This window comes from Mucilaginibacter sp. P2_D11, assembly GCF_056404435.1.
Window position 1 is genome coordinate 186,035 of record NZ_JBFUEA010000001.1, and the last position, 14,520, is coordinate 200,554.

Here is a 14,520-nt window from a genome sequence, read left to right on the forward strand (position 1 = left end):
AAGGTTTATGGCAAAAGATCAACGTTAGGTAACGCTAATATCGGTGTCTGAAAATAAATATTAACAGATTTAACATTTTTTAAGGTTTTGCCTAAAATGCTAAACTAAAAAGGGCGCAAAATCGATTTCTCAACCTTGCGCCCCCTGGGTTTCAATTTGAGCGGTAGTAGGCAATGCAACCGCTCATCACTCACTAAACCGCATCCGATAGCGATGTAAACGTAAACTCCTTTATCCTTATAGGCGGAATCATAGCGCTTTGGCCGCTTTCGCCGCTTACAGTGCGCTCGGGTTTGCCCAAAGCATCCAGATTGTTCAGCATAATAACCGGGCTCTCGTTAAAGCGCAGATTCTTTATCGGGAATTTTATCTGGCCGTTCTCTATGTAGAACGTGCCATCGCGGGTAAGGCCTGTGAACAGCAGCGTTTGCGGATCTACCGGGCGAATATACCACAGGCGGGTTACCAATATGCCTTTGGCGGTGCCTTTTATCAGTTCCTCTAATGTTTGGGTGCCGCCATCCATAATAATATTGCCACCACCGGGGATCGGTGCAACGCCTTTCTTCTGCGCCCAAAAGCGCGAATAGTTAAAGTTTTTCACCACGCCTTTTTCAATCCAGCTGCGTTTTACCTGCGGTTGGCCGTCGCCGCTCCAACTACTGCTGGGCAGGTCGGGGTGCCATGGGTCGGTGTAGATATTGATGCGTTCATCAACCAGTTTTTCGCCCAGTTTGGTTTTGCCTCCCGGTTTGCTCAAAAAGCTGCGGCCTTCATCTGCACTGCGGGCATCAAGGCTGCCGTACAATTGCTCTAACAGAACAATGCCGGCGGCAGGCTCTAAAATTACGGTGTATTTGCCCGGCTCTATGGCGCGTGCACTTGCCGAGCCACTTGCCTTTTGCGCTGCTATTTTGGTAAAGGCAAGGGTATCCAGCTTGGCAACATCGTTATAATTTTTTGTGGAGTAGCCCGAACCCTGGCTATCTGCCGTGCGCAGGGTAACCGAGAAGTTGATATCGGTTGAGGTGTTATAGGCAAACAACCCATGCGAGTTCATCATGGCCGAAAAGCCTGCGCTGTTTTGCAAAAAGCCTGCGGCGGTAAGCTTGTTCTCTTTGGCTACGTTGAGGCTTTGCGCTACCATATCCGTGCGTTGTGCCGGTGTAATGGCAGCAGTCGCCGGTACGAAGGTTTTTGCCGGTGCATCATACTTTTGCGGACCTAAAAATGGCATATACTCGGGGTTCTCAGGTGCCAGCTTAGCCAGCTCTTCCGAGCGTTTTACGGCAGCAGAGATAGCCTCATCGGTATATTCATTCAGCGTAACAATCCCCAGTTTTTTGCCGAAGGCAGATGAAATGGCCATGCTGCTTGAGCTTAACGCGCCGCTGGTTGATACCGAATTACGCGCGTAACGTATATTGGCAGAATCGGACCCGTTAAGGCTTATTTCGCATTCGTCGGCTTTGGAGTAGCTAAGCGCCTTTTTCAGTATCGCTTTGCATTCGTCTTCAGTTAGGATAGCCATATCTTAAATTTTTCTTGCTGTGTTAATTACGTTAACCCCTTTAAATAGGGCAGTTGATGAACCATGAGAGACCGCGCTGCTTTGCATCGGCTGGCCCTTTCCGTCGAAGAAGGAGCCGCCCAAACGGTAATCGCTTTTATCGCAAACGGCGGCGCAGCTGTTCCAAAACTCCTGCGTGTTGGCCTGGTAGGCTACATCGTTCAGCATACCTACTATTTTGCCGTTCTTTATCTCGTAATAAAGTTGCCCGCTAAACTGGAAGTTGTAGCGCTGCTGATCGATAGAGAAAGAGCTATCGCCGATAATGTAGATGCCTTTTTCTACCTTGCTAATCATCTGCTCTACATTCAGCGGGGTTTTGCCCGGTTGCAGGGAGATGTTCGGCATGCGTTGGAACTGTACATCCTGCCAGCTTTGCGAGTAACAGCAGCCCTGCGATTCGGTAAGGCCGATGATATGCGCCTGATCGCGGATGGCCTGGTAGTTTACCAGTATGCCGTCTTTAATGATATCCCATTGCTTAGTGCCTACGCCTTCATCATCATAACCAACCGCACCAAGCGAACCCGGCTGCAGCTTATCGGCAACAATGTTTACGTGCTCGCTTCCGAACTTGAATTTTTTCGATTCCCATTTATCGAGCGTGAGGAAGCTGGTACCGGCAAAGTTGGCTTCGTAACCCAGCACACGGTCGAGTTCTGAAGGGTGTCCAACCGATTCGTGGATGGTGAGCCACAGGTGGCTTGGGTCGAGCACCAGGTCGTATTTGCCCGGCTCTACCGATTTTGCCTTGAGCTTTTGAGCAGCCTGCAAAGCCGCTGCACCGGCATCTTCCAGCATATCGTAGCGGTCGCGGTATAGGGTGGTTTGGCTTTTTATTTTATCGCTTTCGCGCGGGATTAAGTATTCGTAACCCATGCCGCGTGGCGCGCTTAAGCTGCTGCGGGTTTCAAACTTTCCGCTCTTTTCGTCGACTTTCGTCATACCAAAAATTGGCCATATACGATGGATATCCTGGTCGATGTACGAGCCATCGGTTGATGCGAAGTATTTCTGCTCGTTCACAAAAAACAATACCGACTGCGCATAGCTGGCGCCGTTTTTAAATGCAGCATCATTTACGGATAACAGCAGGTCGGTTTTGTCCTTCATCGGCACCTCGAAGGCATTCTTTTCGATAGGCGTTTTCCAGCTTACCTCGCCGTAACCTTTCTGTGGGGCCAGTCGCACAGGCTCGCTTTGTATGCGGGCGTTTTCTTTAGCTATTGCCACAGCTGTTTCGGCCGCGCGTGCAATGCTATCGTTATCCAGCTTATCGGTAGCGGCAAAGCCCCAGCAGCCATTGGCAATAACGCGGATGCCCATGCCGTAGCTTTCGGTATCCACAATATTCTCGATGTTTTTATCGCGGGTAACCACAAACTGGTTAAGGTAGCGGCCTATGCGCGCATCGGTATAGGTGGCGCCTTTTGAGCGGGCTGCGTTGAGGGCAACATCCGCCATGCGTTTTTTAAGGGCTACATCAACATCGCGCAAAACGGTGCCGGGTACCACGGGGCTGCCCATGGCGGTCATCCTGCTGAGCATGGTTGCGCTGATGCCCATGCCGGTAAGGTAAAGGAAATCTTTTCTTTTCAAGGTGATACGATTAAAAGCCTAATATAGGCAAACACACCCGATGAAAACAACCTTCGTGGGTGTTTTTGTTAAACGTCGCGGCGGATAACGTAGGTTTTAGCAATCCTGTCGTGCCAGGCCTGGCGGCGTTCGTTCCAAAGAATCGGTAGGAAACCGATGTTAAGGGGCAAGCTTGATAATATTTTAAAAAAATTGCGTAGTAATGCCCTGCCAACACCAAGCCTGCGGCCATCGGCGTCAACTACGGCCAGCCGACACAATTTCTTACCGATGCTGCCGCGCATCGGGGTCGATTCGCAAAGCGTGTTATACAATGCCAACAGCACATATAGCGCCATGCTGAATTTCAAGCGTTCGATAGCCTGGGCTTGGTTAGGGTTTTCTATATTGAATGATTTGGAAAGTTCCAAAACATAATCCTGTGCAACAAGGGAAAGCACTATCGAAATGATAAACAAATCTAAAAAATAAGCCAGCAGCCTTACCCAAAAGTTAGCCAGATTGCCTTCTGTAGGGAAATATATACCTCTGGCCTCAAAATACTCAAATAATTCAGGGATGTAAGATGCTTCCTGCCCTTCTTCGTTACCGGGCGTTAAAACCATGGTATCTACATCCAGGTCCAGCTCAAACAGTTCTTTAAGCGTGTAGGGGCCTGTTTGTTGGCCATTATCCAGTATGTAGTAAGTATCGTTCATCATTTAGTGTTAACCATAGCAAACATAGGTAAACCGCATCATGAATTCATGGCGTAAACAATAATATTCACCCCGAATTTGGTGTTATCCTCGGCCAGGAAGCGCTTATTGCGGAAATCGTAATCCCATTCGCAGCCATAATCTTTGCTGCTGTACAATACGGTTATGCGGCCATCTACTTCTATAGCCTTAAGATAATCGTGCACCAGGTCGTCGCCCCAGCCGTTCAGTTCGAATGACGTGGTAGGCGGTCCTTTATCAAAACTGAAAAAGGAGTGATAAAGCTTATGGTTGTTGGGTATCTTTTTTAAAGCAGCAGGCCCGAACAGTGCCGCCATTTGCGCTTCGAACGATTTGGCGAAAAGCCCGTCAATATCGTGATTGCAATCGTCAACGAATACGAAGCCCCCGTTCTGCACGTATTTTTTGAAATTGGCCTTTTCCTTCGTGTCGAACTGTACGAGTTTATGGCCGCTAAGGTAGCAGAAGGGGTAATTGAAGATATCGTCGCTGCTGAGGGGGATAACCTTTTCGTGCGGGTCGATGGGGATGGTGGTGTATTCTACCAGCGAGTTGAGCAGGTTTGAGGGCATGCGCTGGTCGGTATCCCAATCGCCGCTATGGTAACTTAACCTGGTAAAAGTAAACTTTGCGCCTTGTGCCATCAATTACAAAACCCTAAAATTAGGATAAAATTTTTGCCCCTTGCTTATGATAAGCTAACAACGTTGTAAAGTTTTAGATACTTTGTTGGGTTTTTGGTAAAAAAACTGGGTATTTAGTTAAAAGGGTAATATCTTGTGAGGGTGTTGGTGGGGAATGCCGCCTACCCGTTGACTCACCCCGGGTTCGCTTCGCTGCCCGACCCTCTCTTCCTGCGGAAAAGAGGGTGAGCTTCATTTTTAACCCTCTTTGCGAAGCAGAGAGGGTCGACGCCCGCGCATGCGGGCCGTCGGGGTGAGTCAAATAACGACACATGCCATAGCGATAGGTTTCAAACCCATCGCTATGGCGCACAAAACAAACGACATATATTATAAACACGATAAGATTGGAACTTACCGAGACTAACATCAAAACCCTGCTGGCCAAATTACCGCAGCTGAAAACCGAGATACAAAAGGTAATAGTAGGGCAGGACCATATATTGGACGAACTGCTGGTGGCCTTTTTGGCCGGCGGGCATTGCCTGCTGGAGGGCGTACCCGGCCTGGCGAAAACGCTCATCGTAAAAACCATGTCGCAGGCGTTGCATCTCTCGTTCAGGCGCATACAGTTTACACCCGATTTGATGCCGACGGATATCATCGGTACGGAGATATTGGAGGAGGACCATGCCACCGGCAAGCGTTTCTTCAAATTTAATAAGGGGCCGTTATTTGCCAATATTATATTGGCGGATGAGATAAACAGGACGCCGCCTAAGACACAGTCGGCCCTGCTGGAAGCCATGCAGGAATTTGAGGTAACCTACGGCGGGCAAACTTACCCGCTGGATAAGCCCTTCTTTATCCTCGCCACGCAAAACCCCATTGAGCAAGCCGGCACTTATCCGCTGCCAGAGGCACAGTTAGACCGATTTTTATTGCTGATAAAAATTGGCTACCCAACCGAGCAGGAAGAATTTGCGATATTGAACCGCACCACCGGCACAAAAAAGGCCGACGTAAAAGCCGTTATCACCGCCGAAGAAATAACCCAGGCGCAGGAGCTGGTAAGGCAGGTTACCATCAATGAGGACCTGACGCGCTATGTAAGCCATATCATCCGCGCCACCCGGCCCGATACAACCGAAGTAACCTATATAAAGGAATGGGTGCGTTGGGGTGCTGGCCCGCGTGCAGGGCAGGCACTGATCCTGACGGCCAAAGCCCGCGCCTTGCTGAAAGGCCGGTATTCGGTATTGATGGAAGATATCCATGCCATGGCCCCGGCCGTTTTAAGGCACCGCATATTGATGAACTTTAAAGCCGAAGCCGAGGGCATAAATTCTGACAGGGTGACGGAGGAATTGCTGAAAATCATCGAACGTCAGGGCGGTATATAAAAATCACGCATCAGCGAAATCATTCTATCATTAAAATCAGCGGTTCAGACAGAATCTAAAATCGTACATCTAAAATCGTAAATCAAACTGTGCTCGACCCCAAAGTATTAATGACCATTAAGGATTTGCCGTTACTGGCGAAAACGGTTATCGATGGCTTTATGAATGGGTTCAACAAAAGCACCGTAAAGGGGCCCGGACTGGAGTTTAGCCAGTACCGCAGCTACCAGCCGGGCGACGACCTGCGCTGGCTCGATTGGCGCATGTTTGCCCGCAGTGACCGATACTACATCCGCGAATCGGAGATAGAGACCAGTATTTCCGTAAGGTTTTTGGTGGATGCCAGCGCCTCCATGAACCATGATGATAACGGCATAAAGAAAATAGATTATGCCAAAGCCTTGACTGCATCGCTGGCTTATTTGGCCAACCTGCAGGGCGATTCGGTTGCACTGAACGTGTTTAAGGATGGCGAGCTGTTCTCGCTCCCCTCCAAACCCGATCCGCAGCATCTGCAACGCCTGTTCTATCATTTGCAAGGCCTCGAGCCAACGGGCACGTTCACCAAACCCGTACATTATAAGGAGTTGTTTGCAGGCAATGGCCGCAAGGAACTGCTGGTTTTTATAACCGATATGTACCAGGCGGAGGGGGAGATTGACGCCCTGCTCAGTTCGCTTTCGGCCCTGAAACATGAGATCATCGTTTTCCACCTGATGGGGCAGAACGAGCTTGATTTTGATTTCAAAGGATATTCTACACTGGAAGACCTGGAAACAGGCGAAGCCATACAAGTAAACACGCAACGCGCAAAAGATGCCTATACCGAAAAATTGCAGCAGCATTTGGCGGCAATCCGCTCAACGCTATTAGGCAAACGTATTTCGTACCGGATGCTGAGCACGGCGCAACCGCTTGACGAAGCCCTGCGTGATTTTTTGGTGCAAAGGAAGAAGGGGGCGTTATGAGAAGGCAACCGAATTTAATATCTTATAATAGCTTTATCCGCAACGATGAGTTTCGGAACGGTTTTTTTGCTCCCCTCTCGAGAGGGGGTGCGCCGGGCAGCGCGGTGGCGGGGGTGTGTTCGCCGCAAAGCAATGGCGCAAAGCTCGACGCAGAGGACACACCCGTCCACCCCTCTCAAGAGGGGAATCGCACATCCCCCGCTTTTTTTAGTTTTGCCTACTCAGGTTTTCAATACATAGCGGCCTTGTCCGCATCGCGAGTGGACTCACCCCCCGCCCCCTCTCCACTTCGTAAAGAGGGGGAGACATGGTGGCTATATTTCTTCACCCTCTTTGCGAAGCAGAGAGGGTCGACAAGCGATAGCGATGTCGGGGTGAGTAAACTCTGCAAGCGGACATTAGCGCTATGCTCGGCACACCAGGGTTTCAAAACCACTCACCATTCACTACTCACCACTCTCCAAAGATGAGTTTCCTATCCCCCATATGGTTTATCGCACTGGCTGCCCTCGGCATCCCGGTACTGATACACCTATGGAATATCCGCCCGGGCAAAACACTGAAAGTGGGCAGTATCTCGCTCATTACCGAAGCTTCTAAAACTACCAGCCGCAGTTTAAAATTATTAGATATCATCCTGCTGATACTGCGTTGCCTGCTGCTGGCCTTGCTGGCCTTCTTTTTGGCAGGACCGCTGTGGACCTGGTTTGCGCCGGATAAAAAGGCGAAGGGCTGGGTGCTTATCCCCAAAGAAAATTTAAAGGAAAGCAATCAAAAATTCAAACCACAGGTAGATTCTTTGCTGAAAGCAGGCTTTGAGTTCCATTATTTCAACAAGGGTTTTGCCGCCGCCGACTTGAAACTTGAATTGGCAGATACCACGATAAAAGATACCGCCACCCAGGCCAATTACTGGAGCCTGATAAAGCAATTGGATGAAAAAGCGCCGAGCATACCGCAGGCATACCTCTACACACCAAATGGCTTAAGCCATTTTGCAGGCAGTAAACCGATAATCAAATCAGCCATTCAGTGGGCGACTTATACGCCGGCAGATTCCACAAGCCTCTGGATTGCGGGGGCATGGCTCGATAATTCAGGTGAGATAAGGGCAATGGTGGGCACCAGCAACCCGCAGGGTACACAGTTCGATACCAAGCCCGTAAAGGCAGGGGGCGCGGGCGATTTACAATTAACTATACAAAATGGTCGGCCCTTAGTCAGCCTGAAAGGGGCAAAGCAGCAGCTGGTAGCTGTAGATACCGCCACCATCAACATCGCCATCTACACGGATAAATATGCTTTGGATGCGCATTACCTGCACGCTGCACTGCAGGCCGCCACAGGCTTCATGGGGCACAAGGCCGTCGTGAAACAATACGCATCGCCAAACCAGATTCCCGCAGGGCAAACCTGGCTTTTTTGGCTGAGCGATAAGTCGGTGGATAATCGTTTATCAGCCAGTAATACAAATGTTTTTAAGTACGAAGGCGGTAAAATGCTAGATGTGCATACAGTAATTAACCCCGGTGATATCCCGCTGACCAAACGCATTTCTGCTACTGCCATACGGGAGATATTATGGAGCGATGGCTTCGGCGGTGCGATACTCGGCAAAGAACAAAAGGGCGATAAAACTCTCTACCATTTCTACACGCGCCTCAACCCAGCCTGGTGCGACATGGTTTGGAACGATGCCTTCCCCAAACAGATACTGCAATTGCTGAATGATAAACCTTATACCGTGCCTGCTGAATATGACAGGCGCGCGCTAAGCGATAAGCAGTTAATGCCGTATTACATGGCTAATAGTTATAAGCCATCGTCCATAACTGCCACTAATCCAAAGCCTATTGCGCCGTATTTTTGGCTGTTGATCGTATTAGTATTCTTTGCGGAGCGCTGGCTATCCCACAAAACAAAATCTACCACTAATGGCTGAGCACGCAATACATAAAATTGATGCGCTGCGCCGCCGCTGGGTAGTTTACCAGGTGCTGGCCGATGCCGCTTTGTCGGCCACCGTTGCGTTGTTAGCAGCGGGCGTGTTTTTGCTGCTGGGATGGTTGGTTTGGTGGGCCTTCCCGGTGTTTTGGAGCACGTTTATTCTGATGCTCGTCCTACATCGTCCATGGCGCATCGGCAGCCAAAAAATCGTGAGCTTCCTCGATAGCGAATATCCGGAACTACAGGAGAGTACGGGGCTGTTATTACTGCCTGCGGAGGAATTGAATGTGTTGCAGTCGCTGGCCCGGGCAAATGCTGCGGAAGCATTGACCAACTTACAGGTAAACCATAAGCTTTTCGCCAAGCGGTTTTTGCGCTCATTATTGCTGATGGGCTTATCGGCATTGTTTTTTGTGACAATAGCAATGCTGTACCATCCCGCAAATGGCGGCAAGAGCCGGACCAGAGGAATAGGCATTGCGGAGCAAAAGTTCCCGATGGAAAAACCCCTCCCGCAGATTGAGGGCATCGATATTATCATTGCCCCACCCGCTTATACCCACAAGGCACAACGCAGCCAGGATAGGTTCAATCTCTCCGTAGAGGATGGCGCAACCGTAAACTGGCATATCAGCACCAACATTGCGGTAAAGACTGCGTACTTGCTGTTTAATGATATGGAGCGTATCAGCCTGAATGATACCGGCGAGGGCAAAGCCTGGCGGGCCGCGAAAACCATCAGCGGACCGGGATATTACCAGGTAAGTATAGATGACAAGCTGTCTGAACTTTACCAGGTGCAGGTTATTAAAGATGCGCCGCCGGTGATACAAATCAAAACGCCCAAACCCTATACTTATATCGATGCGGGCGAAGCCCAGCGCATCAATATAGATGCCGCCTTAACGGATGATTACGGCATTGCCAATGCGCAGATTATGGCCACCGTGGCCAAGGGACGCGGCGAGGGCGTAAAATTCAAGGAGTATAAACTGAATTTCAATACCGCATTTGCGGGCAACCCCCAATACGATGCGCAGAAACTGGTAGACCTGCCCGCCCTGAACATGGAACCCGGCGACGAGCTGTATTTTTATGTTCAGGCAAAAGATACCCATCAGCAACAAAGCCGCACCGACGTATTTACTGTGGCCATCCAGGACACCGCCGAACTCCTCAGTATGGACGGTGTACTGAGCGGCGCCAACCTCAAACCCGAATTCTTCCGTAGCGAAAGGCAAATCATCATCGATGCAGAACAATTATTGAAGGATAAGGATAGCATCTCGGTGGAGAAATTCAACGCCCGTAGCAATGAGCTCGGGATCGACCAGAAACTGCTACGCCTGCGCTACGGCAAATTTTTAGGCGAAGAAGATGAAACCCAGGAAGGCCCGAAAACCAGCGATGGCGTGGCCGACCCGGCAGATTTCAGCAACGCGGCCAAAATATTAAAAGAGTACACCGACGATCATGATAAAGCCGAGGACGCGCAGTTCTTCGAGCCGGCCATCAAAGCGCAACTGAAGGCCACCCTTACCGAAATGTGGAAGGCCGAGCTGCAACTGCGACTATACAAACCGCAAGCTGCATTGCCCTTTGCCTATAAGGCTTTGCGTTTGCTGAAGGACTTGCAGCAAAAATCACGCTCCTTCGTGGCGAAAACGGCCTATAACCCCACGCCCATCAAACTGGATAAACGCCTTACCGGCGAACTGGATAAGATTATCCAGCCGATAAACAAACAAGAAGGAAAGCCTGCAGCTGACCCGTCCGGAGCACTCCGCAAGGCTATAGAAATATTGGAACAACTGAAGGCCAAACCCATATTAACTACTGCAGATGCCCGCGTATTGCAGGTGGCTAACCAGCAATTGAGCCTACGCGCATCTGCTCAGCCGGGTACCTACCTCACCGCTTTAGGTGCCATGCGCAGGATATTATCGGCACAAAAAATAAATGTAGTGGATATTGGTATAGTACAACGGGCAATCCAAACAACGATATCGGTGCCTAAGGTGCAACCGTTCGCAAAGGGCCAACCGGCGGATGGGGGACTATCGCGCAGCTATTATAAAAACCTTAAAAACGCCAGGCCATGATGCACGCCAACTGGAATACCATCGTAATCGGGCTTTGCATATTGCTGGCGGCCTTCGCAGTTTGGCTGGAAATCCGAAGGCCTAATCAAAAGCGTTTGGCGTTGAGGGCATTGGCAGTCCTGCTTGCTGTAATCGCTTTGGCTTGTATGGCATTGCTGGTAAGCTATCAGAAAGAAGCAAAGCAAAACGACAGTGAGGAGTTTGCCCTCCTTACAAAAGGATTTACTATCGATAGTATCCCTGCAAAAGTGCGGCTATTTACCGCCGACGAGGCCATCAAAAAGGCCTATACCCGCGCCATGTTCACGAATAGTTTGGATGCGCTGGCCGATACCCTAAAAGGCAATCCGCTGCATATTTACGGCCATGGCCTGAATAAAACCCAGTTGGATGAACTGGATAGCCTGCCCGTGATTTTCCACCCGCAAATGCCGCCCGAAGGTATAAGCCATATCAGTTGGCCCCAAAAGCTAAAGACAGGCAAGGCCTTGCAGGTACAAGGGACTTACCAGAACCCATCGGCACAAAAGGTAATGCTGTTGTTGAAAGGATTGAATACGGTTTTAGATACAGCCACCATCCAACCAAACGGGCAATGGAACTTTGAGTTGAATGCCACGCCGAAATCAAACGGCAAACAAATTTATCAACTGCTATCGGTAAGCGGCGGCGATACCGTTTTGCAAGGCAGCTTGCCGTTTATAGTAGAGCCGGTGAAGCCGCTGAAGGTGCTGATACTTTCCGCTTCGCCCGGTTTTGAGACAAAGTTTTTAAAGAGCTGGCTCAGTGCACAGGGTTATGCAGTAGCCGCGCGTTCGGCCATCAGCAAAGAAAAATTCAACAGCGAATACATCAATATTAAACAGCTGCCGTTGGATAGGCTCACGGCCTCAACCCTCGCGCAATTCGATGTGGTGATAGGCGACCTATCCACCCTCAATACCCTGGGCGGCACCGACGCTGCATCACTAAAGCATGAGGTGGAAGATGATGGCTTGGGCATCATTATCCGGGCGGATAGTACCGGCAAAACATCCTGGCTGCAAAAAGAATTCCCAACGGATAATGTTCCGGGTAAAGAGAGTTTATCTGCCCTTGCCATCAACAGCAAAAAAAGCGTATCAGATAAAATAGGTAATGGCACAACAGGCATCCGCTACCATGAAGGCACGCAGCCGCTGATTACCGGGGCGAATGACCGGGTGCTGGCAAGCAGCAGCCTTGCAGGGCAGGGAAAATTAGTCTTCAGTACTTTGGGCAACACGTATAGTTGGGCATTGGGCGGCAACCAGCATGATTATGCTGCGGTATGGAGTGCCCTGATTGGTAAGGCCGCCCGTAGAGATACGAACGCAGCCATGCCGATAGAGGCAGATGCCATGCCATTTGTCGGCGAGCCGGTGCACCTACGCATTGCGAAAAGTACAAGTTCGGCAATCAGCATCAACGGCGAGGCCCTGGCCCATGAGCAAAATCCCGCGATGCACTTCGAGTGGTCGGCACCTTACTGGCCAACGGAGGCAGGTTGGCAATCCGTAAGGCAAAATAATACTACCGATTGGTTTTACGCCTGGCCGCCAACCGAATGGAAAGGCGTACAAGCCGCTGCGAAAACCGCCGCCACGCAGCAATATGCCGCAAGCCATCAATCGGGCAGTATTGTAACGAAACAGATACATCAAAAACTTCGGATTGAGGTGCCGAAAATTTACTTTTATATCCTGCTGCTGGCAGCTTTCGTTTTTTTGTGGGTGGAGAGGAAGTTGTCGTGAAAAATATGGCGCAATAAAAACTGCGCCTGTTCAAGCGTCCACGCTTGAATAATAATCTTTGTAGGCGTCCACGCTTACTTTTTAACTGCGACGGGAGCGAGGACGCTCCAAAATGTGTTTCGGTCAAGATGGGACGCTTGACCGGGCGGTATTGCGATGATTAAACGTATCATAATATGAGAAGAAGAGATTTTATTTATTTAACAGGGCTTGGCGCGGCGGCAACAGCATTGCCAAACCTCGGCGCATTCGGTAAAAATATCGATGTACAGGATGCCCTGAACCCGGTGGATGCCAAAATTAAAAAGGAACTGGCCGACGCAGGGCTAAACGCCGCTAAAGCAGCCGGTGCAAGCTACGCCGATGTGCGCATAGGCCGCTACCTTAACCAGTTCGTCATCACCCGCGAAAACCGGGTGCTTAATGTAGCCAATACCGAAAGCTACGGCGTGGGTATCCGCGTTATTGCGAACGGTTGCTGGGGCTTTGCCGCCACTAACGATGTAACCAAAGATGGCGTTGCTAAAACCGCAAAACGCGCGGTTGCCGTTGCAAAAGCCAATGCCAAGCTAGGCAGCGCACCGGTACAGTTGGCTCCTCAAAAAGGTTACGGCGAGGTGAGCTGGAAAACGCCTATTGAGAAAAACGCTTTCGAGGTTCCTATCAAAGAAAAGGTAGATTTACTGCTTAACACCAACGCCATTGCTATGGGTGCAGGTGCTAACTTTGTCAACTCTACCATCTTTGCGGTTAACGAGCAGAAGTATTTTGCCAGTACCGATGGCTCGTATATCGACCAGGATATCCACCGCTTTTACCCCAGCTTCACGGTTACCAAAATCGATCCTGCAAAAAACTCCTTCGAAACCCGCCGCTCGCTAAGCGCACCAATGGGTATGGGGTACGAATATCTAACGCCATTGGCATCAGAAACACTCCCCGGCATCACCCCGCGCTACAAAAAGCGTTACGATATGCTGGAGGATATTAAGTTTGCCACCAAACAGGCGGGCGAGAAAATCAATGCAAAATCGGTTGACCCGGGCAAGTACGATTTGGTGCTCGATCCGAGCCACCTTGGGCTAACCATACACGAATCTGTTGGGCATCCAACAGAACTCGACCGCGTGCTGGGCTACGAAGCTAATTACGCGGGTACCAGTTTCCTAACTTTAGATAAATGGAAATCGGGCAACTTCAAGTTCGGTAGCGATAAGGTGAATGTTGTTGCCGATAAAACACAGGTGGGCTCCCTCGGTGCCGTTGGTTATGATGACGAAGGCGTGGGTACCAAAAAGTGGGACATCATCAAAAACGGCGTGCTGGTAAACTATCAGGCCATCCGCGATCAGGCGCACATCATCGGCCTGAAAGAATCGCAGGGATGCTGCTACGCACAAAGCTGGCAGGACGTACAATTCCAGCGTATGCCGAATATTTCCCTTCAACCGGGTGCAGAAAAGCTAAGTGTGGACGATATGATCAAAAACGTAGAAAAAGGTATTTACATCATCGGCGACGGCTCTTTCTCTATCGATCAGCAACGCTACAACTTCCAGTTTGGCGGTCAACTGTTTTACGAGATAAAGAACGGCCAGATCGCCGGTATGCTGAACGATGTAGCCTACCAGGCCAACACGCAGGAATTCTGGAACAGCTGCACCCAGGTTTGCGACCAAAGCGACTACCGCTTTATGGGCGCGTTTAACGATGGTAAAGGGCAGCCGGGCCAAAGCAGCGCGGTATCACACGGCTCATCTACAACAAGGTTCAATGGGGTTAATGTAATCAACACAAAAAGAAAAATCGGTTAAAAG

General features: G+C 50.0%; 10 protein-coding genes. 6 read left to right on the forward strand and 4 right to left on the reverse strand.

Annotated elements, in window-relative coordinates:
• Positions 1 to 193 precede the first annotated feature (193 nt).
• From AC1DXC_RS00740 to AC1DXC_RS00755, 4 genes are all read right to left on the reverse strand, one after another.
• Positions 194 to 1,531: a TldD/PmbA family protein gene (locus AC1DXC_RS00740; RefSeq protein WP_477457207.1), complete on the reverse strand. Its 1,338-nt coding sequence runs from the start codon at positions 1,529 to 1,531 to the stop codon at positions 194 to 196.
• Between the two features lie 3 nt (positions 1,532 to 1,534).
• Complete coding sequence (locus AC1DXC_RS00745) at positions 1,535 to 3,169, reverse strand: TldD/PmbA family protein (RefSeq protein ID WP_477457208.1); 1,635 nt, start codon at positions 3,167 to 3,169, stop codon at positions 1,535 to 1,537.
• A 68-nt stretch (positions 3,170 to 3,237) separates the two neighbouring features.
• Positions 3,238 to 3,870: an RDD family protein gene (locus AC1DXC_RS00750; protein WP_477457209.1), complete on the reverse strand. Its 633-nt coding sequence runs from the start codon at positions 3,868 to 3,870 to the stop codon at positions 3,238 to 3,240.
• Positions 3,871 to 3,905: 35 nt separating this feature from the next.
• Complete coding sequence (locus tag AC1DXC_RS00755) at positions 3,906 to 4,532, reverse strand: DUF4159 domain-containing protein (RefSeq protein WP_477457210.1); 627 nt, start codon at positions 4,530 to 4,532, stop codon at positions 3,906 to 3,908.
• A 386-nt stretch (positions 4,533 to 4,918) separates the two neighbouring features.
• Here AC1DXC_RS00755 and AC1DXC_RS00760 point away from each other — a divergent pair, with 386 nt between their 5' ends.
• From AC1DXC_RS00760 to AC1DXC_RS00785, 6 genes are all read left to right on the forward strand, one after another.
• Entirely contained in the window at positions 4,919 to 5,914 is a 996-nt protein-coding gene (locus AC1DXC_RS00760; RefSeq protein ID WP_477457211.1) for an AAA family ATPase, read from the forward strand.
• Positions 5,915 to 6,003: 89 nt separating this feature from the next.
• Entirely contained in the window at positions 6,004 to 6,882 is an 879-nt protein-coding gene (locus AC1DXC_RS00765) for a DUF58 domain-containing protein (RefSeq protein ID WP_477457212.1), read from the forward strand.
• Between the two features lie 466 nt (positions 6,883 to 7,348).
• A complete protein-coding gene (locus tag AC1DXC_RS00770) occupies positions 7,349 to 8,824 on the forward strand; it encodes a BatA domain-containing protein (RefSeq protein WP_477457213.1) in 1,476 nt (491 codons plus the stop codon).
• The gene (locus tag AC1DXC_RS00775; protein WP_477457214.1) at positions 8,817 to 10,931 is read left to right on the forward strand and encodes a hypothetical protein; all 2,115 of its coding nucleotides are present in this window, start codon (positions 8,817 to 8,819) and stop codon (positions 10,929 to 10,931) included. Before AC1DXC_RS00770 ends, AC1DXC_RS00775 begins: the two co-directional genes overlap by 8 nt.
• The gene (locus AC1DXC_RS00780) at positions 10,928 to 12,703 is read left to right on the forward strand and encodes a hypothetical protein (protein ID WP_477457215.1); all 1,776 of its coding nucleotides are present in this window, start codon (positions 10,928 to 10,930) and stop codon (positions 12,701 to 12,703) included. The genes AC1DXC_RS00775 and AC1DXC_RS00780 overlap by 4 nt, the downstream gene beginning before the upstream one ends.
• Before the next feature lie 176 nt (positions 12,704 to 12,879).
• Complete coding sequence (locus tag AC1DXC_RS00785) at positions 12,880 to 14,517, forward strand: TldD/PmbA family protein (protein ID WP_477457216.1); 1,638 nt, start codon at positions 12,880 to 12,882, stop codon at positions 14,515 to 14,517.
• Positions 14,518 to 14,520: the final 3 nt, after the last annotated feature.

Excerpts from the sequence above, each read along its gene's own strand:
- AC1DXC_RS00740 (WP_477457207.1), bottom strand. The coding sequence starts at position 1,531 with ATGGCTATCCTAACTGAAGACGAATGCAAAGCGATACTGAAAAAGGCG.
- AC1DXC_RS00750 (WP_477457209.1), bottom strand. The coding sequence starts at position 3,870 with ATGATGAACGATACTTACTACATACTGGATAATGGCCAACAAACAGGC.
- AC1DXC_RS00755 (WP_477457210.1), bottom strand. The coding sequence starts at position 4,532 with ATGGCACAAGGCGCAAAGTTTACTTTTACCAGGTTAAGTTACCATAGC.
- AC1DXC_RS00770 (WP_477457213.1), top strand. The coding sequence starts at position 7,349 with ATGAGTTTCCTATCCCCCATATGGTTTATCGCACTGGCTGCCCTCGGC.
- AC1DXC_RS00775 (WP_477457214.1), top strand. The coding sequence starts at position 8,817 with ATGGCTGAGCACGCAATACATAAAATTGATGCGCTGCGCCGCCGCTGG.
- AC1DXC_RS00780 (WP_477457215.1), top strand. The coding sequence starts at position 10,928 with ATGATGCACGCCAACTGGAATACCATCGTAATCGGGCTTTGCATATTG.
- AC1DXC_RS00785 (WP_477457216.1), top strand. The coding sequence starts at position 12,880 with ATGAGAAGAAGAGATTTTATTTATTTAACAGGGCTTGGCGCGGCGGCA.